The following is an 18,860-nucleotide window of genomic DNA, read 5'->3' on the forward strand; positions in this document are numbered from 1 at the left end:
GCTCGGCGCCCGCATTCCGCCCGGAGCCCGGAGCAGCCTGCGGGCTACCCGGCAGCCGGCGCGCTGCCGCGTTCAGCGCCCTTGACGATCGGGGCGCGGACCGCGTTGCCCCATTCGGTCCAGGAGCCGTCGTAGTTGCGCACTGACTCAAAGCCCAGCAGGTACTTGAGTGCAAACCACGTGTGGCTGGAACGCTCGCCGATGCGGCAGTACGCCACAACATCGTCTCCCGCCTTCAGCCCGGCCTCGCCAAGGTACAACGACTCAAGTTCGGCGCGGGTCCGGTAGGTGCCGTCCTCGGCGGCTGCCCGGGCCCAGGGAATGGACGCCGCAGTGGGGATGTGTCCGCCACGCAGGGCGCCTTCCTCGGGGTAGGCGGGCATATGCGTGCGCTGGCCGGTGTACTCCTCGGTGGAGCGGACGTCGATCAGGGGCTTGCCGAAGTGTGCCATGACGTCTTCCTTGAAGGCACGGATCGGAGCGTCGTTCCGCTCGACGACGGGGTACTCGCCCGGGGCGACGGCAGGCTTGTCCGTGGTGAGGTGCCGACCTTCGGCGACCCATTTGTCCCGGCCTCCGTCGAGCAGCCGGACGTCCTTGTGGCCAAAGAGCTCGAAGACCCAGAGGGCGTAGGCGGCCCACCAGTTTGATTTGTCGCCGTAGATGACAACTGTGCTGTCGCGGGAGATTCCCTTCGCCGCCGCGAGGGCAGCAAACGCCGCGCCGTCGACGTAGTCGCGGGTAACCTCGTCGTTCAAGTCCGTGTGCCAGTCGATTTTCACGGCTCCCGAAATGTGGCCGACCTCGTAGAGCAGGACGTCCTCGTCGGATTCCACCACCACCAGCCGGCCGTCGTTGAGGTCGCCGGATTCGATCGCGGCGGCCAGCCATTCGGTGGACACTAGGCGCTCGGGGTGGGCGTAGCCGGCGAACTTCTCATTCTGCTCAACGGGGTAGGGCATTTGGTGGCCTTTCACTGAAACGGTCAGGAGGCCGGGCCGTTGCAGGATCGAGCACGGCGCCGGGCCTTCTCCAACACTAACCACGGCCCGCCGGGATTTCCTCCCCTGGTTCACGGACGGAAATATGGCCTTCGTCACGCGCCGTCCGGCTACACTCCTCGGGCCGACAGTCGGCGCGCGCTTTGCCGGTATTCTTTTTGGGGACAAGAGACCAGCAGAACGGACCACCTTGGTACAGATCGAACAGCTCACCGCCCGCACCCCGGCCGTTTCAGTGGACGAACTCCTTAACGGGTTTTATCCGTCGCCGCGCTTTGGTGAGGTGTCGTTTTCCAGCTACCGGCCGGACCCGGCCCAACCCAGCCAAAGTGCCGCCGTCGGCGCGCTGGAAGCTTTTGCGGCCAACGTGGGGTCGCGCGATGGGGAGGGCCTCTTCAAACGATTCTTCGGCAAAAAGGACATCTCCCGGGCGGGGATCTACCTCGACGGCGGCTTCGGCGTCGGCAAGACCCACCTGCTCGCCTCGCTGTGGCACGCCGCCCCGGGGCCCAAGGCGTTTGGCACCTTTGTGGAATACACAAACCTGGTCGGGGCGCTTTCCTTCCGCAAAACCGTGGAGGCGCTGAGCCACTACAAGCTGGTCTGCATCGATGAATTTGAGCTCGATGATCCGGGCGACACCGTGCTGATGTCCCGGCTGATGCGCGAACTGGCCGACGCCGGGGTCAAGCTCGCGGCCACCTCAAACACCCTGCCCGGTTCACTCGGCGACGGCCGGTTTGCCGCCGTCGATTTCGCCCGGGAAATCCAGGTCCTGGCGGACCAGTTCGACGTGGTCCGGATTGATGGTGAGGACTTCCGCCACCGAGGTCTGCCCGCCGCGCCGCAGCCGCTGCCCAACGAACAGCTGACGCACCGCATGCAGGCGGAGTTCCATGGAAAGACAGTGGCGCGCGATGAGTTCAGCACCCTGATCGACCATCTGGCCGGTGTCCACCCGAGCCGTTACCGTCAATTGCTCGACGGGATCGAAGGCGTGGTCTGGAAAAACGTCCACACCATCACCGAGCAGGCAGTGGCGCTGCGGTTCGTGGTACTCGCGGACCGGCTCTACGACAAAGACGTGCCCATCCTTGCCAGCGGTGTGCCGTTCGACCAGCTTTTCACCGAAGAAATGATGACCGGCGGGTATACAAAGAAGTACTTCCGGGCCGTCTCACGCCTTACCGCACTGGCCAGGGAAGGCCAGAACCGCGAGCCCTCGTAGCGAATCCTGCTCCGCAGCTGCGGCGAGTCATTCGCTGGCGTGCCGTAGGGGGCTCGCCTTGGCCAGTGGTTGGTCCGTGTAGTCGAGGCGCCGTTAAACGCCGGAGCCGTTAAACGCCGGAGCCGTTAAACGCCGGAGCCGTTAAACGCCGGAGGTGCCGGCACCGCCTCTCGGCGGGACCGGCACCTCGCTGACGTATCTGGGTCAGAGGCCTGGCCGGCGGTCTTCGCCGGCGGCGGGCGGCTCATCGGCCACGGGAGTTCGATCGGCGACAGGAGCCGTATTGGGCTTCTCGTTCGCCTTGTCCACGAAGCCGGAAGCGCCGCGCTGCATGGCATCGATCTTGTCGGCGTGCTTTCCGCCGGTCTTAGAGTCGACGAAGTCGCCGGCCTTTTCGATGCCGTCCTTGATGGCTCGTTCGTTGCCACCAATAACTTGCTGAGCCTTGCCCTTTAGATCGTCAAGTAATCCCACGGGCACCTCCCTTCGGTCGTGGAGCCAGATCGCTCCTGCATTTTCTACCCTAACCGGAGCTGGCGGGGGTGCCAAGGGTGTCCGCTCACAGGGTAAGAGGCGATTCCTCCCAGCGTTCAGGCCAGCAGACCGGAGGGGCCGGACTCAGAGCTGACGAAGGGCTGTTGGCCAGAAGAGGATGGGCAGGACGCACCTGACGCGCCCGGCATTGACACACATTTTGTCCTATAACCCGCATTTTGGCCGCTAACCCTATAACCCTGGACAAGGGGCCGGGCACAAAAAAGAGCAGCTCCGGGGGAGCTGCTCTTGTGGTGGGCGATACTGGGATCGAACCAGTGACCTCTTCCGTGTCAGGGAAGCGCGCTACCGCTGCGCCAATCGCCCGCAACCGGAAGTATCCGGAGTGGAATTGCAATGAAGAGAGCGGACGACGAGATTCGAACTCGCGACATCCACCTTGGCAAGGTGGTGCTCTACCAGCTGAGCTACGTCCGCATTTTAGTCCATGCCGGCTTGGCCGGTGGTACTGCATCAAGCAAGTTGCCTTGCTCTGGTGGGCGATACTGGGATCGAACCAGTGACCTCTTCCGTGTCAGGGAAGCGCGCTACCGCTGCGCCAATCGCCCCTTGCATCCGATCTGCACCGGAAACCAGGGTTTTCACCGAGGTGGGTACGGGATTCGAACCCGTGTATACGGCTTTGCAGGCCGCTGCCTCGCCTCTCGGCCAACCCACCGTGTAGATACGATTCCAAAGAACCTTACCGTGACAGTGTCCTGCGAGCGGACGACGAGATTCGAACTCGCGACATCCACCTTGGCAAGGTGGTGCTCTACCAGCTGAGCTACGTCCGCATTATTGTCAGCAAATCCCCGCCGCAATCGGCAATTCCTCGCGTTCCAACGAGTAAGAACTCTATAGGAGGTTCAGGGAACTTACAAATCGAGCCGACGATGACTGACTTCAAGACCGCTGCATCCCTGAATTCTAGGGTTTTTTTCGAATTACAGCCATGTAATTAGGGAAGGCTTTTCCGGTCGCAGCCCGGTGGCCCTCCCAGCGGGCCGCAGTTCAGCAGGGCAGTGTTGAAGGACGCATACGGCGCCATCACGGTAGCGTGCCGCCCCGATTTCTAAATTTGCTCAGGGTGGGCTAGCATTCAATGGCATTGGGGCGATTGGCGCAGTGGTAGCGCGCTTCGTTCACACCGAAGAGGTCACTGGTTCGAACCCAGTATCGCCCACGCACTAAATGGTCCGCCCCGCTCAGTGAGCGGGGCGGACCATTCAGTTAAATGCTGCGGGCTTCGTCCTGAGTTCCTGCCACCGGCGATCGTTCTGGTGAGCCGCATGGTGTGAGCCTCGGTTGAGCGGATCGCGGTGTTCTGCACTGTCTTACCCCCGTGAAAGAGTCTTGTTATGACCGCCCCACTTCTTGCCCACGCCACGGATCACGGCCGGATGTATGCCCGGTCCACGTCGGAGCAGTTTTCCGTGCCCTCGATTACCACAGTGATCGGCCAGCAGCCCCATGGCCTGGACGGCTGGTTTGGCTACATGGGCGCCAACAGCCTCGCCCAGGACCCCGGGTTGCCCGGTATTCTCGGCAGTCCGGCCAAGCTTCGCCAGGCGGTGAGCCGTGCCGCCAAAGCGGCCGGAACCTACCGCGACGATGCCGCGAAACGCGGAGACCGGGTGCACAACTATTGTGAGCAAGTGGCTTTGCGTGCCTTGGGCCGGCCGCACCAGATGAAGGAAACCCGCGAGGCCCTCTCCGAGAACGGTGAGGAAGCTTTCGCGGCCAGGTTCGACGAGTGGTGGGAACTCTTCCAAGTGGAACCCGTTGCCCCGGAAATCACGGTCTGGAACAAGACCGTAGGCTATGCCGGGACCTTGGACCTTGTCGCCAGGATTAACGGCCGCACCTGCCTCATCGACTACAAAACCAAGGGCACCAGCCGAGATGGCACAGTCAAACCACTCGATGACAAAGTGGTGATGCAGCTCGTGGCCGGCATGAAGGCCGAGGAAAGCCTGGTGGATCCCGTGGCAGGGGAGTGGGAAGCCTGGCAGCACGGTGAATCCCCGATCCTGTTAGCGGTGGCGATTGGGCAGACTGAAGTCCGTCCGCTGCGCGCCAACCCTGACGTCCTCAAGCACCATTGGTGGAAGTTCTGCGCCCTGCGGCGCGTCTGGGAAATGTCCGCCGACACCACAGCGGCCGGAACTGCCCTCCTGCCGATCGCGCCGCCGGTAGCCCGCTGAGGTGGCTCCGGGCGCCGTCACGTCAGCGTCATCGTTTCCAGGCGTCGCTGCGGAACTCCGCCACCTGGATGTCAGCAGAAACAGCGGTTCGGACGCAGCCAAGCGTGGCATTTCGCGGCGCCGCCTCGGAATACCCTGCTCGGACTCTGGATCTAGGCCAGCCAGGGGTATCCGTACGTCACTGGGAGCGAAGACCGCTTTCTGCTCGCTTAAGTCATCAGGCGAGTAGTCAACAGGGGTCGGCGTTTCAAAAACGTTAATTCCCGGATCGGCGGAGCCGTGCAAAGGATATGCCGCGTCGTCGGCTAGGCGGTTCAGGATCTGCCAAAGAGGAACTTTAGTTGGGGGCCGAACCCAACCACCGCCAGCTGACTCGAGCCGAGCCTTGACTTCCCGGTAGTCGATGGGGTCTAGAAGGTGCGTGCCAGTGACAAACGTGGCAGCCAGTACCCCTGGATGCCAGGCATCGGCCTACCCTAAAACATTCGGTCCCCGGTGGCAGGAACGCGGGGCACCAATCCGCATGCGCCGTGCATGGGCCAGCCGACACCGTGCTTGTGGCTATGCCGTGTATCTGCCTGGCAGAGCTAACTGGCGGTGAATTCTGTGCTTGCAAGGTGGAAGTAGGTGTTGCGCCGGGGTTGCTGGCGTGGGTCGACGTGCGGTGGCGGGATGAACCAGGGAACCCCGGTGCGGACCTGGATGGTCCATTGCTCCTTGTGGATTACATGGTGATGGTGCGAACACAGCAGGGTTCCGTTGTCAGTTCCGGTAGTGCCGCCGCGTGACCAGTAGTCGACATGGTGGGCCTCGCACCAGGACGCCGGGATTGTGCAGCCGGGGAACGCGCAGCCCTGGTCGCGGGCGATGAGGGCTTTGCGGATGTGCGGCGGGAATACCCGTGTGGCCCTGCCGATGTCGAGGACCCTGCCTTCGCTGCCGAGCAGCACCGGGATGATGTCCGCGTCGCAGGCGATCTTCCGTGCCGTGGCGGCGTTGACAGGCCCGGAGAAGAGCAGGGACCCGGTATGGGCCATCGTCCGGCCGGCGGAATCACTGGTGCCGGCCTGCCGGTTTGCACGGCTGGTCTGGTTTGAACGGCTGTCCTGGCTGGTTCGGAGCAGGGCCAGTAGCCCGCGGTAATCGATGGTGACCATAACCTGCGGCCTGAGTCCACCCGCGGCCGGCAGGGATCCCGTGGCGAGGGCGACCTTGCAGGCTCCGACCAGGCCGTCCAGCAGCCTCTGTGGGCGCGAACGAAGGTCCAACTGTGCTGCCGCGGCCCCTCCGAGACCCGGATCACCCGACGTTCCTGACGCACCCGACGATCCTGACGCATCCGATGCACCTGACGCTTCGGCGTACACTGCAGCGCTGGTCCGCGGGTTGGTGGCAGTGTTCATGACGGTGAGGAGGTGCTCGAACTGTTCGGTGGTCGCGAAGATTTCCAGGTGCGCGAGGCCTTGGCGGGGTTTGCGGATGAAGGCGCCCTGGAGTTGGCGGAGCAGTTCTTCGGAGGGTTCGGCGCCGTCCTGATCAATCGCATCGGTCCAGCTTCGGGCCACGCGGGCGAGGAAGTCCGGGTCGTTGTCCGCGGCGGTGCGGGTCAGCGCGTGCTCCATCCGGGCGGCGGTTGCCTCGTCGCAGACGTGCCGCACCCGGTCCAGGGCCAGGGTGATGATGGTCGCGGACCGGGACGGGACCTCTCCGGCTGCCACCGTGGCACCAAGCTCGGCGCGCAGCGCAGGCAGGTCCTGCCCGGTGAATCCCTGCCGGGGCAACAGGGTTCCGGCGAGGCAGAGCCGGCGCCGGGCCTCCGCGGAGCTGATCCGCAACCGCGCCCTTAGGAACTCCGTGACGTTCCGGTACCCGTCGTCCACCGCAACAGCCGGGGCCGGCGCAGCGTCCAAGGATCGCCGTGCCGGTTCGCCCCAAGCCGCGCGCTCCAACCCGGCCGCGACCTCCCGGCCGGCAGCACGAACCTCGGGTTCTGCACCCGCACCCGCACCCGTGCCGCAGCCGGCCCCGGTGCCGGGGTCCTCCCGCCAGCCCGTGGTCCACGAGTTGCCAGCGACAATGCCTGCTGTTGTGGCCGCCGCCTGCTTCCGGGTCCGTTCCACCGCGCCGGTTGCCACAACCTGCAAATACTCCACGACCCGCGAGAGCTCCTCTACGGTGCCGGCGAAATCCGACGCTGACGCGAACCCGAGCCCCGCAGCAGCTTCGACTGCCGTCGAGCCCACTGCGCGGAGTGTGGCAAGGGCATCATCCACTCCGGACTGCCCGGCCGGAGTTACGCGCCGGTCCGTGTCCCGGACGGTGATGAAATCCCTGCTGGCTTCCATATAAACATTCTGCTCGGGGGGTCTGACATTTTGCGCGACACAGCCTTGGCGACTCCGTGCGGACCGCAGATCCCCGCCCTAATCCCGGCCCGCTTCCCTGCCCTCAGAACGGACCAGCCCCGGCATCCGGAAGCCACAGCCAGTCAAACCGGACACCTACACCGCGCGAGCAGACCATCGATCCACCCGGACGGATTTGCTGGCCGCGTCCGGGTCAAGGGCTGATGTGCAACTAAACTGGACTGGATCCCATCGCCGCCCACTGTAAGGACAGACTGCACATGGCCATTTTGAATATCCGCATCATCGGGGATCCTGTGCTGCGCACAGTTGCCGATCCCGTGACGGAGTTCGGGCCTGAGCTGGCGAAGCTTGTTGCCGACATGACCGAAACCATGGAAGACGTCGAAGGTGCGGGCCTGGCCGCACCCCAGGTCGGCGTCAGCCAGCGGGTCTTCACCTACCGGATCGGCGGCGTCGAGGGACACATCATCAACCCTGTGCTGGAGAACAGTGCAGACTTCCAACCCGACGAAGTTGAGGGGTGCCTCTCCATCCCGGGTCTTGGTTTTCCGGTCCGCCGCCGGCGCCACACCCGTGTCACCGGCGTGGACCTGCACGGAAACCCGGTCACGGTGGAGGGCGAAGGAATGCTGGCGCGGGCCTTCCAGCACGAAACGGACCACCTGGACGGAATCCTCTTCACCGACCGGCTGGAGGGCGAAGACCGCAAGAGCGCACTGCGCGCGATCCGGAACGCCAACTACGACTCCATTACGGAGCAGACCATGGCGAAACGGGCCAGGACAGTCGGCACCAGCTTCGGTTCCAGCAGTTTCGGCGCTTTCGGCAACTCCCAGTGAGGGTCCTTTTCGCCGGAACACCGGCCGTGGCTGTGCCCTCCCTGGATGCGCTGGTGGCGGCGGGTTTTGACGTTGTCGCCGTCCTGACCCGGCCGGACGCGCCGCTCGGGCGCAAACGCGTGCTGACGCCGTCGCCAGTGGCTGCCCGCGCCGCGGAACTGGGCATCAAGATCATCCATGCCTCGAAAGTCGACGACGCCGTGACCGCAGAAATAGCGGCTGCCGCCCCGGACGTCGCAGCAATTGTGGCCTACGGCGGGCTCATCCCGCGGGTGGCCTTGGACATTCCCCGCCATGGCTGGATCAACCTGCATTTCTCTCTGCTGCCGGCCTGGCGCGGCGCGGCTCCCGTGCAGCGGTCCCTGATCGCCGGCGACGACGTCACCGGCGCGGTCACCTTCCTGCTGGAGGAAGGCCTGGACACCGGCCCGGTGTTCGGTACCCTGACCGAAGCAGTCCTGCCGGAGGACACCGCCGGTGCCCTCCTCGAGCGGCTGTCCCACAGCGGCGCCGTGCTGCTGACCCAGACCCTGTCCGCGGTGGACGCAGGCCAAGCCGCCGCGGTGCCGCAGCAGGGCGACATCAGCGCAGCCCCCAAACTGACCCTCGACGACGGCCGGCTCGATTGGCAGCAACCGGCCCTGGCCATCGGACGACGGGCGCGCGGGGTCACCCCTGAACCCGGTGCGTGGACTACCCTCGGCGGCCAGCGGATCAAGCTGGAACCGGTATTGCTGCGGCCAGCGGGCCGCGACCTGGAACCGGGTCAGCTGGCACTGGCGGGTCAAGGAGTGCTGGTGGGCACCGGTTCGCACCCGGTGGAACTCACCCGGATCCAGCCGTCAGGCAAAAAAATGATGACCGCCGCTGATTGGGCGCGCGGACAGGCAACACTGGAAAGCGTGGTATTCGAATGAGTGAGTCCGGGACGAGCGGCCGGGGCAACGGCCCCCAGCGCGGCGGTTCAGGCGGCCAGCGCGGCGCCGGACAAAGCGGTGGCCAGGGCGGCCGCGGCCGCGACGGCAGCCATCGGAATGCTCAGGGCCGGGAACGGAACCGTGGTCCGCAGCGCGGTTTCACCGAGAACGCGCCGTCCCAGCGAACCCGCCGGGCGGACCCGGCCCGGCTTGTGGCCTTCGAAGTGCTGCGCGCGGTCGCAGCCGAGGACGCCTACGCGAACCTCGTCCTCCCCGCCCGGATCCGGCACCACGGCCTGGACAAGCGCGACGCCGGGTTTGCCACGGAACTGAGCTACGGGGCCCTGCGTGGCCAGGGAACCTATGACGCCATCCTGGCCCGCTGCGTGGACCGGCCCCTGGACCAGCTGGACCCGGCGATCCTTGATGCGCTGCGGATCGGGGCACACCAGTTGCTGGCCATGCGGGTCCCCGCCCACGCGGCGCTGGACCAGACAGTGGGCCTGGCCCGCGCGGTGATCGGCGCCGGGCCATCGACCCTGATTAACGCCGTGTTGCGCAAGGTGTCAGCCCGAAACTTTGAGGAGTGGCTGGAATTGCTGCTCAGCGATGAGACGGATGAGACCAAAAAGGCAGCCATCCGCTACGCACACCCCGAATGGATTGTCCGGGCGCTCCGGCAGTCCCTGGTGGCCCACGGGCGTCCCGTCAGCGAAATCGGTGACCTGCTTGAAGCGGACAATGCCGCTCCCGTGGTCAACCTTGTGGCGCTGCCCGGGCTCGGCAGCCTGGACGAGGCGCTCGAAGGCGGCGCCACACCCGGGGAACTCGTCGAAGGCTCGGCGCTCTCCAGCGGCGGAGACCTCGGCCGGCTCGCGTCCGTGCGGGAAGGCACCACCCGTGTTCAGGACGTTGGCTCCCAGCTCGTGGCCCGGGCCCTGGCCGCCGTCGACCTTGGCGGCAGCACAACGAGGACCGGCGAGGGAGGAACCGGCGACAGCACCGCCGGGTCGGAAAGTCCGGCTGAACGATGGCTGGACATGTGCGCCGGACCCGGAGGCAAGGCAGCCCTGCTCGGCGCACTGGCCCGCGAACACGGGGCCACCCTGCTGGCCAACGAGCCCGCCGCGCACCGCGCGAAGCTCGTCCGGCAGGCCCTCGCCGCGGTCCCGCACGAAGTCTGGCATGTGCGCACCGGGGACGGCCGCGAGGTGGGCACCGAGATGCCGGAAAGCTTCGACCGTGTCCTGGTTGATGCGCCCTGCACCGGCCTGGGCGCCCTGCGCCGCCGGCCGGAATCACGCTGGCGCCGGACCCCCAAGGACCTGACGGACCTCGGCCCGCTGCAACGGGAACTGCTCAAGTCCGCAGTGGACGCCGTGAAGCCCGGCGGCGTGGTGGCCTACGTGACGTGTTCGCCGCACCCGGCGGAAACGACCGCAGTTGTGAGCGATGTGCTGCGCAAACGCGACGACCTTGAACTGCTCGACGCCGGTGCGGTGCTGGACAGCGTCAGCCTCACCGGCCACCTCGACGCCGGACACGAGCTCACTGCCCAGCTGTGGCCCCACGTGCACCGGACCGACGCCATGTTCCTGGCGCTAATCCACAAATTAGCCTGAGCAACACGAAATACTGAAGCACTAAAGAGCAGCGACCCGCACCGGGACATCCGAGCAGAATGACAAGGAATTCCACATGGCCACGTGCTGTATCAACCCGAGCATTCTTTCCGCCGACTTCGCGAACCTCGAAGGAGAACTGCGCCGGATCGGCAACGCGGATGCGGTCCATGTCGATGTGATGGACAACCACTTTGTGCCCAACCTCACGCTGGGCTTACCTGTCGTTGCACGGCTGCAGGAGGTCAGCCCGGTGCCGTTGGATGCCCACCTGATGATTAACGATGCGGACCGCTGGGCTCCGGCGTACGCGGAGGCCGGGGTCGCGTCGGTGACTTTCCACGCCGAAGCCTCCATCGCGCCGATCAAGCTCGCGCGTGAGCTCCGGGCCCGCGGCGCGAAGGCCGGGATGGCCCTTCGGCCGGGCAGCGCCGTCGAACCATACCTTGACATGCTCGGGGAACTGGACATGCTGCTGATCATGACTGTGGAGCCGGGCTTCGGTGGCCAGGCCTTCCTGGACCTCACGCTCCCCAAGATCCGCCGGGCCCGCGCGGCGATCGACGCGTCCGGCCTCCAGGTGGCGTTGCAGGTCGACGGCGGAATCACCGAGGACACCATCCGCCGCGCCGCGGACGCCGGTGCCAACGTGTTCGTCGCCGGCTCCGCCGTCTACGGTGCCGAGGATCCGGGAGAGGCCATCGAACGGCTTCGGGCCGCCGGGCAACGCTAACGCTGAGGCCGGCAACGCGGGCGCCAAGGACCAACGCCGTAACATCCGGTCGGGGGAATACCCGCGGCTGCCCGGCGGTTGTGCCAGAATAGCTACACACATACGTGCTCCGGGGTCGGTGTAAGTCCGAACCGGCGGTTATAGTCCGCGACCCGCGCGCCGGCGCCTCCCTCGGGAAGATAGCCGGCAAACGGTTGAACCGGTGGAACTCCGGTACCGACAGTTAAAGTCTGGATGAGAGAAGCACGTACAGCTGTTACTGCGGAGCCCTGCCGGCGCCGCGGAATGTTGCTGTCGTATGCCCCCGGAGCCATCGCGCTTTTGAGGGAAGGAACGGCAACCAGATGTACTCTCTGCGATGGCTCTTGACCACCACCACGGTTTGCGAAAGCCCGGTGAGGTGTTGATGAGCGTCCTGAATACCACGCCCGATACGACGGTCGAGGCGCTGGCCGCTGCAGGCTTCAGTACCGCCGAGCTTGCCGCCATGGACGCCGCCCTGGCTGCGGCGCTGCAGGGGCCGCGCGGCGCGAACCCGCTGGTTGGCGCGGTCGTGATTTCCGCCGCGGGAACCCCCATCGTCACCGGCTACCACCGCGGGGCGGGCACCGCGCACGCCGAAGCGGACGCCATTGACCAAGCCAAAGCCGCCGGCATCGACCTCAGTGGCACCACGATGGTGGTCACACTGGAACCGTGTGACCACCGCGGGCGCACCGGGCCGTGCACCCAGGCGATCATTGAAGCCGGTATTACCGACGTCGTCTACGCGGTAGATGACCCACACGACCCGGCGGCCGGTGGTGCGGCCACGCTACGCGGAGCGGACGTCCGCGTCCGCTCCGGGCTCTGCGCCGAGGCCTCGCTGGACATGAACCGGCGCTGGTTCGACGCCGTTGCTGCCGCCCGGCCCTTTGTCACCCTGCACATCGCCCAGACCCTCGACAGCCGGATCGCCGCCAGCGACGGCACCAGCCAATGGATTTCGAGCCCCGAATCGCTGGCGGACAACCATGCCCTCCGTGGCCGGATCGACGCAATCCTGGTCGGCACACAAACGGTCCTGGTCGACAACCCACGGCTCACTGCCCGGGGACCGGACGGGAAACCCGCCGGCCGGCAACCGTTGCGCGCTGTGATGGGTTTGCGGGGGATCCCCGAAGACGCCGCCGTTCACGGCTCCGACGGCAAGGTGCTGCACTTGCCCACCCGTGAGCCGTTGGAGGCCCTGGAGTCGTTGTTTTCCACCGGTGTCCGCCACCTTATGGTCGAAGGCGGCTCCCGGATCCTGAGTGCTTTCCTGGCCGCCGGGCTCGTGGATGAACTGATCGTCTACCTGGCCCCAACCCTGCTCGGTTCCGGAACTCCGGCCCTGGACGACCTGGGCATCTCCACTTTGGCGAACGCCCAGAGGTGGGACTGGGATCCGGCGTCCGGCGGCGCGGTTCAGCTGCTTGGCAGAGACCTGCGGCTGCACTTGAGCCCCACGCCAACCGGCCCCACGCCAACCGGCCCCACGCCAACCACCCCGGCGGGGACCGGCAACGCGCCGGCTGCAGTGCCGGCCGCCCACAACTCTTCAGCCGATTCAACCCCGTCCCGCGCAGGCGCGGACACCGCCGCAGGAGGCAACTGATGTTCACCGGAATTATTGCCGAGCAGGGGGAGGTGTTGTCCGTTGAACGCAATGGTGACATCAGCGCCACCGTCCGGCTGCACGCTCCCGCCAGCACCGAGGGGCTGGCCCTAGGCGGATCCATCGCCGTCAACGGCGTCTGCCTCACGGCCACGGCGATCGACGGCCGGGACTTCAGCGTAGACGTGATGGGCGAGACGCTCACCCGCAGCACAGTAGGCGAGCTTGCCCCCGGGGACCCCGTTAATCTCGAGCGCTGCGTGCCGGCCGGCGGCCGGCTCGACGGGCATGTTGTCCAGGGCCACGTCGACGGCGTCGGGCAACTGCTCGAACGCGAGTCGCTGGGCAATTGGGACCGGCTGCGCTTCGGTGTTCCGGTGGGGTTGGCCCGCTATATCGCGGAGAAGGGCTCGATTGCCGTCGACGGCGTGTCGCTAACCGTGACGGCGGTGAGCCCGGCCGCCGAACCGGCCCCGTGGTTCGAAGTGGGGCTGATCCCCACCACACTCTCCGACACCGGACTGGGCGCCAAAGCACTTGGCGGGCGCGTGAACCTCGAAGTTGACGTGCTGGCGAAGTACACTGAGCGCCTGCTCGCCTTTTCCGGCGCTGCAGCCGGGGGAGCAGCAGTACGCGCGGAGGGGGCAACAGCGTGAACACCGTCAAGGACATTCCTGCCCGTCAAGGCATCCTTAGCCAAGCCGGCGACGCGGCCGGGCCCGCACCCGTTACCGCGCCGGCCGGGCTCGACCTGATTGAAGACGCCGTCCGCGCAATTGCCGCCGGCCGTCCCGTCCTGGTGGTGGACAACGAGGACCGCGAAAACGAAGGCGACATCATCTTCGCCGCGCAGCATGCCACGCCGTCGCTGATGGGGTGGACCATCAGGTACAGCTCCGGTGTGATCTGCGTGCCGCTCGAGGGCGGCCGGGCCGAGGCCCTCGCGCTGCCTCCGATGGTTGACATCAACGAGGATGCCAAGGGCACCGCCTACACAGTGTCCTGCGACGCCGCGCTGGGCGTGAGCACCGGGATCTCCGCCACGGACCGCGCCCTGACAGCCCGGATCCTTGCCGATCCCGGGAGCCAGCCGGCGGCTCTGACCCGCCCCGGGCATGTTTTTCCGCTCCGGGCCGTTAACGGGGGAGTGCGGGAACGCGCCGGGCACACCGAAGCGGCTGTAGAACTGTGCAAGCTGGCCGGACTCGAGCCCGTGGGTGTGATTGCAGAAGTGGTGTATGACAACGGAGAGATGATGCGGCTGGACGGACTTCGCGGCTTCGCCCTTGAGCACGGCTGCCCGCTGATCTCGATTGCGGATCTGGTGGCCTACCTCGAGGCGGCGCAGCCCGCCAGTCATCCAACGGACCCCGTTTAATGGAGGAGAAACGATGACGACGTCTGAAGCACAAGAACAGCTGGCGGCCGAACACCTGCCGCATCCGGTCAGCGCAGGCCCGATCGTCCAGCTGCCCACGGCCTTCGGCAACTTTGTGGCGCAAGCCTGGACCGATCAGGCCACCGGCGCCGAGCACCTGGCCGTCAGCTCCCCGCTGCCACCGGTCGACGGGCAGGCTCCGCTGGTCCGCTTGCACTCTGAGTGCCTCACCGGAGATGTCTTCGGCTCGTACCGCTGCGACTGCGGCGAGCAACTCGCGTATGCCCTCGAGATGATCAACGAGTTCGGCGGAACCCTGCTGTACCTTCGCGGCCAGGAGGGCCGGGGAATCGGCTTGGCGAACAAAATGAAGGCCTACGCCCTGCAGGAGGCAGGCTTCGACACGGTCGAGGCCAACGAACAGCTCGGACTGCCCGTGGATGCCCGCAGCTACCAGGCCGCGGCACAGATCCTCGCGGACATGGGCCTCCACGAGGTCCGCCTGCTGAGCAACAACCCGGACAAACAGGACCGGCTGGCGCAGGCCGGGGTCCGTGTTGTGGAGATGGTGCCCACCGAAGTTCCATCCCGCGAGCAGAACATCCGGTACCTGCAGACGAAAAAGGACCGGATGGACCACCGGCTGGTCCTGGACGTGCAGCCGGTGGCGCCGGCATCGGGTCCGGGCGGCTTCGAGAACAGCCACGACTGACTAACCGGCAGCAGCCCGCCACGGGCCGCTCCCACGTTTTGACACGCACACCACAACTGAGCAGAACAAGGATTCCCAGATGAGCGGACACGGCGCACCACAGATTGACCTCAGCACCTTTCAGCCGGAGGAGACCTCCCGGCTGAAACTGGCCATTGTGGCAGCGAGCTGGCACACCCGGATCATGGACGGGCTTCTGGAGGGCGCCCTGCGCGCAGCGAAAGACGCCGGCATCGACGAGCCGACAGTGCTTCGGGTCCCCGGCACCTTCGAACTCCCCGTCGCCGCCGCCCGGCTGGCACCGCACTTCGACGCGGTGGCCGCGCTCGGCGTCGTAATCCGCGGCGGCACCCCGCACTTCGAGTACGTCTGCGAAGCAGCCACGCTCGGACTGACGGAAGTCTCCGTGCGCACCGGCGTTCCGGTCGGCTTCGGTGTGCTGACCTGTGACACGGAACAGCAGGGTATTGACCGGGCGGGGCTGCCCGGCTCAACCGAGGACAAGGGCCACGAGGCCGTCACCGCCGCACTGGCGACAGCGGTGACGCTCAAACAATTCAGCTAAGCCGCGGCGGTTGGGGTCCGGCCGTACCCCGGGCAGCGCCGGCCGTACCCCGGGCAGCGCCGGCCGGACCTTGCGGACTGTGTCATCGCCCACATCCCGCCCGTCACGGAACGGCCCGGCAGGCACCCTCCCCCCTCGAGGAAGTAGGCTTGCGGGTGTGAAGAATTTCGAATCGCTGTTCGCAGAACTGAGTGAAAAGGCAGCCGTCCGTCCGGAGGGTTCCCGCACCGTCGCCGAACTGGATTCCGGAGTCCACGGCATTGGAAAAAAGGTCGTGGAGGAAGCAGCCGAGGTCTGGATGGCTGCCGAGTACGAATCCGATGAAGCCGCCGCTGAAGAAATCTCCCAGCTGCTCTATCACCTGCAGGTTCTGATGCTGGCCAAGGGACTCAGCCTGGAAGACGTCTACAAGCATCTCTAGCCACGTCCGCTCCGGGAACCGGCAGGCCGTGCCTGCGAACCCGGTGTACTGCGTGGCCCGCTGTGCCTGAACCGACAATTCCCGGACGGACTGTTTCTGAACGGACTTCGTCCCAACCAAGAGAGACCTTCCCCATGCTCAGAGTTGCCGTCCCGAACAAGGGATCCCTGTCCGAAGCTGCCTCCGCCATGCTCGCCGAGGCCGGCTACCGCCAGCGCCGCGACACCCGCGAACTGGTCATGGTTGACCCGGACAACGACATTGAATTCTTCTTCCTCCGTCCGCGTGACATTGCCGTCTACGTCGGCCAGGGAACGCTCGACGTCGGCATCACCGGCCGCGACCTGCTCCTGGACGCCGAAGTTGAAGCCGCGGAACTGCTTCCGCTCGGCTTCGCCGCCTCCACCTTCCGCTTCGCCGGCCCGGTCGGCGACTTCACCGCCGTCGAAGAGCTTGAAGGCAAACGCCTCGCCACCAGCTACGACGGACTGCTCCGCGGCTACCTTGCCGAGCGCGGCATCAACGCCCGGGTGGTCCGCCTTGACGGCGCCGTTGAGTCCTCCGTCCGGCTCGGCGTCGCGGACGCGATCGCCGACGTCGTTGAAACCGGCAACACCCTCAAAGCAGCAGGCATGGAGATTTTCGGCCAGCCGATCCTGCGCTCCGAAGCCGTGCTGATCGGCCGCGCCGGCGAGCGGAACGCCGCCGCCGAGGTACTGATCCGGCGCCTGCAGGGTGTTCTCGTGGCGCGGCAGTACGTTTTGATGGACTACGACATCCGCAAGGAGCTGGTGGAAGCAGCAGCAGCCCTGACCCCTGGCCTGGAATCGCCCACAGTGTCGCCGCTGCGCGATTCGGACTGGGTTGCCGTCCGCTCGATGGTGCCGAAGAAACAGACAAACGCGATCATGGACGAACTATACGACCTGGGTGCCCGCGCCATTCTGGTGAGCACCATCCACGCCTGCCGCATCTGAGCGGCGTCGGAAATTTTTTCGTGAGCCAATACCAGGAGAAGTCATGGCTGTAGCTGTCCGCGTTATCCCGTGCCTGGACGTCGATGCCGGCCGCGTCGTCAAGGGCATCAACTTTGAAGGGCTTCGCGACGCCGGCGACCCTGTCGAACTCGCGCACCGGTATGACAACGGCAGCGCGGACGAGCTGACCTTCCTGGACGTCACGGCCTCATCGGGTAACCGGGAGACCACGTTCGACGTCGTCAGGCGGACCGCGGAGGAAGTCTTTATTCCACTGACCGTCGGCGGCGGCGTCCGTGGTGTTGCAGAAGTGGACAGGCTCCTGCGCTGCGGCGCGGACAAGGCCGCCATAAACACCGCTGCCGTCGCGCGTCCCGGGGTGATCGATGAGATTACCCGGCACTTCGGCTCCCAGGTCCTCGTCCTGTCCCTCGACGCCCGGCGCACCCGCCCCGGCTCGCAGCCCACCCCCTCCGGCTTCGAGGTGACCACACACGGCGGCCGGCAAGGCACCGGGATCGACGCAATCGCATGGGCCCGTGAAGCTGCCGACCGCGGGGTCGGCGAAATCCTGCTGAACTCGATCGACGCCGACGGCACCAAGGACGGCTTCGACCTGGAGCTCATCCGCTTGGCGCGGGCAGCAGTCAAGGTTCCGCTCATTGCCTCCGGCGGAGCCGGGAAACCTGAGCACTTCCCGCCGGCGGTGGCGGCCGGCGCGGACGCTGTCCTCGCCGCGTCGGTCTTCCACTTCGGACCGCTGGACATGATCGCCCAGGTCAAGGCAGCCATCCGGGCAGCAGGGTTCGACGTCCGCTAAGCGCAATTACGCAAAAAGAAGGTTGGTCGCGCCTGGGCCACGCCCGCAGGGTCCGCTGGCCGAGCTTGCGGGGTGAGGGCGTTTGCGCGGCCTAGAGCCCGACTTCGGCTGACTGCAGGAGCGCGACGGCGTCCGGCTGGCCTTCGAAGGTTACGAGCGAATGTCGGGTCCGGCCGTGGGCGTGCATCAGGAGCTCGCCCGGCTCGCCAACGATCGCCACGGATACCGGTGCGCGCTTGGCGACGTGCCGGGGGCCAGAAGGGCGCACCAGCACAATGCCCAGGTCCACGCCGCGGTACAAGATGGCGGCGCGCTTGATCAGATCGTCCCAGAGGGCGTCGGAGTAGTCCTCGTCCAGGGCACGGGGCGCCCAGCGGTCGACGGCACGGCGGACGTCTTCCGTGTGGACGAAGTATTCGATCAGGTTGGCGCTTTCGTCCAGGGCCTTGATCTTCATTGGCGAGAACGCGGAGGGACCGGCACGGAATAACCTCACCAGCTTGGTGTACTCCTCCGGCGCCGTGAGCTTCGCTGCCAGTGCGGCCGTGGCCTGGTCCGATGCCTTGGCCAGCCGCTTCACCAGCAGCCCCAGACCAACGGCGGCCTTCCGCTCGCGCAGGTACAAGTGCGCGGCAAGGTCCCGGGTTTGCCACCCGGCACAGAGCGTGGGGGAGTCAGGGCCGGCCGCGAGCAGGGTTTCGGCCAAGAATTCTCGGGAGGGATCGACGAAATGCATCACTTGTGAAACTAGCACGAGACAGCGGCTCGTGTGCACTTGAATTGCCGTAGTTTTGGCATTAGCGGCCCCGATCTTATCGCGGTGGCGCCGATCCTCGGCGGACCGCGCTGCAAGCGGACCGCGGGCCAACTGGGCGCCGGCCCGAGTGAAGGCACTAGACTT

18 protein-coding genes, 6 tRNA genes and 1 riboswitch are annotated in these 18,860 nt (G+C 66.2%); of the genes, 15 read left to right on the forward strand and 9 right to left on the reverse strand.

Going from position 1 to position 18,860, the window contains the following annotated elements:
- Positions 1 to 44: 44 nt before the first annotated feature.
- The gene (locus QI450_RS05410) at positions 45 to 962 is read right to left on the reverse strand and encodes a sulfurtransferase (protein ID WP_226773550.1); all 918 of its coding nucleotides are present in this window, start codon (positions 960 to 962) and stop codon (positions 45 to 47) included.
- 229 nt (positions 963 to 1,191) lie between these two features.
- Here QI450_RS05410 and zapE point away from each other — a divergent pair, with 229 nt between their 5' ends.
- Positions 1,192 to 2,229 (forward strand): cell division protein ZapE, encoded by a 1,038-nt coding sequence (zapE, locus tag QI450_RS05415; protein ID WP_226773564.1) that lies wholly within the window; start codon positions 1,192 to 1,194, stop codon positions 2,227 to 2,229.
- A gap of 204 nt (positions 2,230 to 2,433) precedes the next feature.
- Here the strand turns inward: zapE and QI450_RS05420 are convergent, their stop codons facing one another.
- The 6 genes from QI450_RS05420 to QI450_RS05445 form a co-directional block, all read right to left on the reverse strand.
- Positions 2,434 to 2,703, reverse strand: coding sequence for an antitoxin (locus QI450_RS05420; protein ID WP_282359829.1), 270 nt, complete (start codon positions 2,701 to 2,703; stop codon positions 2,434 to 2,436).
- Positions 2,704 to 3,015: 312 nt separating this feature from the next.
- Positions 3,016 to 3,090: transfer RNA gene (locus QI450_RS05425), tRNA-Val, on the reverse strand.
- A gap of 38 nt (positions 3,091 to 3,128) precedes the next feature.
- Positions 3,129 to 3,201 (reverse strand) — tRNA-Gly (locus tag QI450_RS05430).
- Between the two features lie 56 nt (positions 3,202 to 3,257).
- A tRNA-Val gene (locus tag QI450_RS05435) sits at positions 3,258 to 3,332 on the reverse strand.
- Between the two features lie 39 nt (positions 3,333 to 3,371).
- Positions 3,372 to 3,442: transfer RNA gene (locus tag QI450_RS05440), tRNA-Cys, on the reverse strand.
- Positions 3,443 to 3,487: 45 nt separating this feature from the next.
- Positions 3,488 to 3,560, reverse strand: a tRNA-Gly gene (locus tag QI450_RS05445).
- Between the two features lie 317 nt (positions 3,561 to 3,877).
- On the opposite strand from QI450_RS05445, the gene QI450_RS05450 reads away from it, so the two are divergent.
- Positions 3,878 to 3,949 (forward strand) — tRNA-Val (locus QI450_RS05450).
- A 175-nt stretch (positions 3,950 to 4,124) separates the two neighbouring features.
- On the forward strand, positions 4,125 to 4,970 hold the full coding sequence (locus QI450_RS05455) for a cytochrome (protein ID WP_226773552.1): 846 nt from the start codon (positions 4,125 to 4,127) through the stop codon (positions 4,968 to 4,970).
- A gap of 587 nt (positions 4,971 to 5,557) precedes the next feature.
- On the opposite strand, the gene QI450_RS05460 is transcribed toward QI450_RS05455, so the two are convergent.
- Entirely contained in the window at positions 5,558 to 7,315 is a 1,758-nt protein-coding gene (locus QI450_RS05460; RefSeq protein WP_226773553.1) for an HNH endonuclease signature motif containing protein, read from the reverse strand.
- 281 nt (positions 7,316 to 7,596) lie between these two features.
- On the opposite strand from QI450_RS05460, the gene def reads away from it, so the two are divergent.
- The 12 genes from def to hisF all read left to right on the forward strand — a co-directional run bounded on the left by def (position 7,597) and on the right by hisF (position 17,959).
- The gene (gene def / locus QI450_RS05465) at positions 7,597 to 8,178 is read left to right on the forward strand and encodes a peptide deformylase (RefSeq protein ID WP_226773554.1); all 582 of its coding nucleotides are present in this window, start codon (positions 7,597 to 7,599) and stop codon (positions 8,176 to 8,178) included.
- Entirely contained in the window at positions 8,175 to 9,095 is a 921-nt protein-coding gene (fmt, locus tag QI450_RS05470) for a methionyl-tRNA formyltransferase (protein ID WP_226773555.1), read from the forward strand. Before def ends, fmt begins: the two co-directional genes overlap by 4 nt.
- Positions 9,092 to 10,717, forward strand: a complete 1,626-nt coding sequence (locus QI450_RS05475; protein ID WP_226773556.1) for a transcription antitermination factor NusB — start codon at positions 9,092 to 9,094, stop codon at positions 10,715 to 10,717. Before fmt ends, QI450_RS05475 begins: the two co-directional genes overlap by 4 nt.
- A gap of 76 nt (positions 10,718 to 10,793) precedes the next feature.
- The gene (rpe, locus tag QI450_RS05480; RefSeq protein WP_226773557.1) at positions 10,794 to 11,450 is read left to right on the forward strand and encodes a ribulose-phosphate 3-epimerase; all 657 of its coding nucleotides are present in this window, start codon (positions 10,794 to 10,796) and stop codon (positions 11,448 to 11,450) included.
- Positions 11,451 to 11,550: 100 nt separating this feature from the next.
- A riboswitch (FMN riboswitch) is annotated at positions 11,551 to 11,701 on the forward strand.
- Between the two features lie 155 nt (positions 11,702 to 11,856).
- On the forward strand, positions 11,857 to 13,086 hold the full coding sequence (gene ribD / locus QI450_RS05485; RefSeq protein WP_226773558.1) for a bifunctional diaminohydroxyphosphoribosylaminopyrimidine deaminase/5-amino-6-(5-phosphoribosylamino)uracil reductase RibD: 1,230 nt from the start codon (positions 11,857 to 11,859) through the stop codon (positions 13,084 to 13,086).
- On the forward strand, positions 13,086 to 13,742 hold the full coding sequence (locus QI450_RS05490; protein WP_226773559.1) for a riboflavin synthase: 657 nt from the start codon (positions 13,086 to 13,088) through the stop codon (positions 13,740 to 13,742). Before ribD ends, QI450_RS05490 begins: the two co-directional genes overlap by 1 nt.
- Positions 13,743 to 13,774: 32 nt before the next feature.
- Positions 13,775 to 14,464 (forward strand): 3,4-dihydroxy-2-butanone-4-phosphate synthase, encoded by a 690-nt coding sequence (ribB, locus tag QI450_RS05495; protein ID WP_226773565.1) that lies wholly within the window; start codon positions 13,775 to 13,777, stop codon positions 14,462 to 14,464.
- A 13-nt stretch (positions 14,465 to 14,477) separates the two neighbouring features.
- The gene (gene ribA, locus QI450_RS05500; protein WP_226773560.1) at positions 14,478 to 15,176 is read left to right on the forward strand and encodes a GTP cyclohydrolase II; all 699 of its coding nucleotides are present in this window, start codon (positions 14,478 to 14,480) and stop codon (positions 15,174 to 15,176) included.
- Positions 15,177 to 15,255: 79 nt separating this feature from the next.
- On the forward strand, positions 15,256 to 15,741 hold the full coding sequence (gene ribH, locus QI450_RS05505; RefSeq protein WP_226773561.1) for a 6,7-dimethyl-8-ribityllumazine synthase: 486 nt from the start codon (positions 15,256 to 15,258) through the stop codon (positions 15,739 to 15,741).
- A gap of 157 nt (positions 15,742 to 15,898) precedes the next feature.
- Positions 15,899 to 16,162: a phosphoribosyl-ATP diphosphatase gene (locus QI450_RS05510; RefSeq protein ID WP_024367461.1), complete on the forward strand. Its 264-nt coding sequence runs from the start codon at positions 15,899 to 15,901 to the stop codon at positions 16,160 to 16,162.
- Between the two features lie 134 nt (positions 16,163 to 16,296).
- Positions 16,297 to 17,139 (forward strand): ATP phosphoribosyltransferase, encoded by an 843-nt coding sequence (gene hisG, locus QI450_RS05515; protein ID WP_226773562.1) that lies wholly within the window; start codon positions 16,297 to 16,299, stop codon positions 17,137 to 17,139.
- A 43-nt stretch (positions 17,140 to 17,182) separates the two neighbouring features.
- Positions 17,183 to 17,959: an imidazole glycerol phosphate synthase subunit HisF gene (gene hisF / locus QI450_RS05520; RefSeq protein WP_253033081.1), complete on the forward strand. Its 777-nt coding sequence runs from the start codon at positions 17,183 to 17,185 to the stop codon at positions 17,957 to 17,959.
- A 91-nt stretch (positions 17,960 to 18,050) separates the two neighbouring features.
- Here hisF and QI450_RS05525 read toward each other — a convergent pair whose 3' ends face one another.
- Complete coding sequence (locus tag QI450_RS05525) at positions 18,051 to 18,695, reverse strand: TIGR03085 family metal-binding protein (protein WP_226774130.1); 645 nt, start codon at positions 18,693 to 18,695, stop codon at positions 18,051 to 18,053.
- Between the last annotated feature and the right edge of the window lie 165 nt (positions 18,696 to 18,860).

Source organism: Arthrobacter sp. EM1, from assembly GCF_029964055.1.
GTDB lineage: Bacteria > Actinomycetota > Actinomycetes > Actinomycetales > Micrococcaceae > Arthrobacter.

Coding starts and splice junctions, on each gene's coding strand:
- QI450_RS05410 (WP_226773550.1), bottom strand. CDS start 962: ATGCCCTACCCCGTTGAGCAGAATGAGAAGTTCGCCGGCTACGCCCAC.
- QI450_RS05460 (WP_226773553.1), bottom strand. CDS start 7,315: ATGGAAGCCAGCAGGGATTTCATCACCGTCCGGGACACGGACCGGCGC.
- rpe (WP_226773557.1), top strand. CDS start 10,794: ATGGCCACGTGCTGTATCAACCCGAGCATTCTTTCCGCCGACTTCGCG.
- def (WP_226773554.1), top strand. CDS start 7,597: ATGGCCATTTTGAATATCCGCATCATCGGGGATCCTGTGCTGCGCACA.
- ribD (WP_226773558.1), top strand. CDS start 11,857: ATGAGCGTCCTGAATACCACGCCCGATACGACGGTCGAGGCGCTGGCC.
- ribA (WP_226773560.1), top strand. CDS start 14,478: ATGACGACGTCTGAAGCACAAGAACAGCTGGCGGCCGAACACCTGCCG.
- hisF (WP_253033081.1), top strand. CDS start 17,183: ATGGCTGTAGCTGTCCGCGTTATCCCGTGCCTGGACGTCGATGCCGGC.
- QI450_RS05455 (WP_226773552.1), top strand. CDS start 4,125: ATGACCGCCCCACTTCTTGCCCACGCCACGGATCACGGCCGGATGTAT.
- QI450_RS05475 (WP_226773556.1), top strand. CDS start 9,092: ATGAGTGAGTCCGGGACGAGCGGCCGGGGCAACGGCCCCCAGCGCGGC.
- ribH (WP_226773561.1), top strand. CDS start 15,256: ATGAGCGGACACGGCGCACCACAGATTGACCTCAGCACCTTTCAGCCG.
- QI450_RS05525 (WP_226774130.1), bottom strand. CDS start 18,695: ATGCATTTCGTCGATCCCTCCCGAGAATTCTTGGCCGAAACCCTGCTC.
- hisG (WP_226773562.1), top strand. CDS start 16,297: ATGCTCAGAGTTGCCGTCCCGAACAAGGGATCCCTGTCCGAAGCTGCC.
- QI450_RS05490 (WP_226773559.1), top strand. CDS start 13,086: ATGTTCACCGGAATTATTGCCGAGCAGGGGGAGGTGTTGTCCGTTGAA.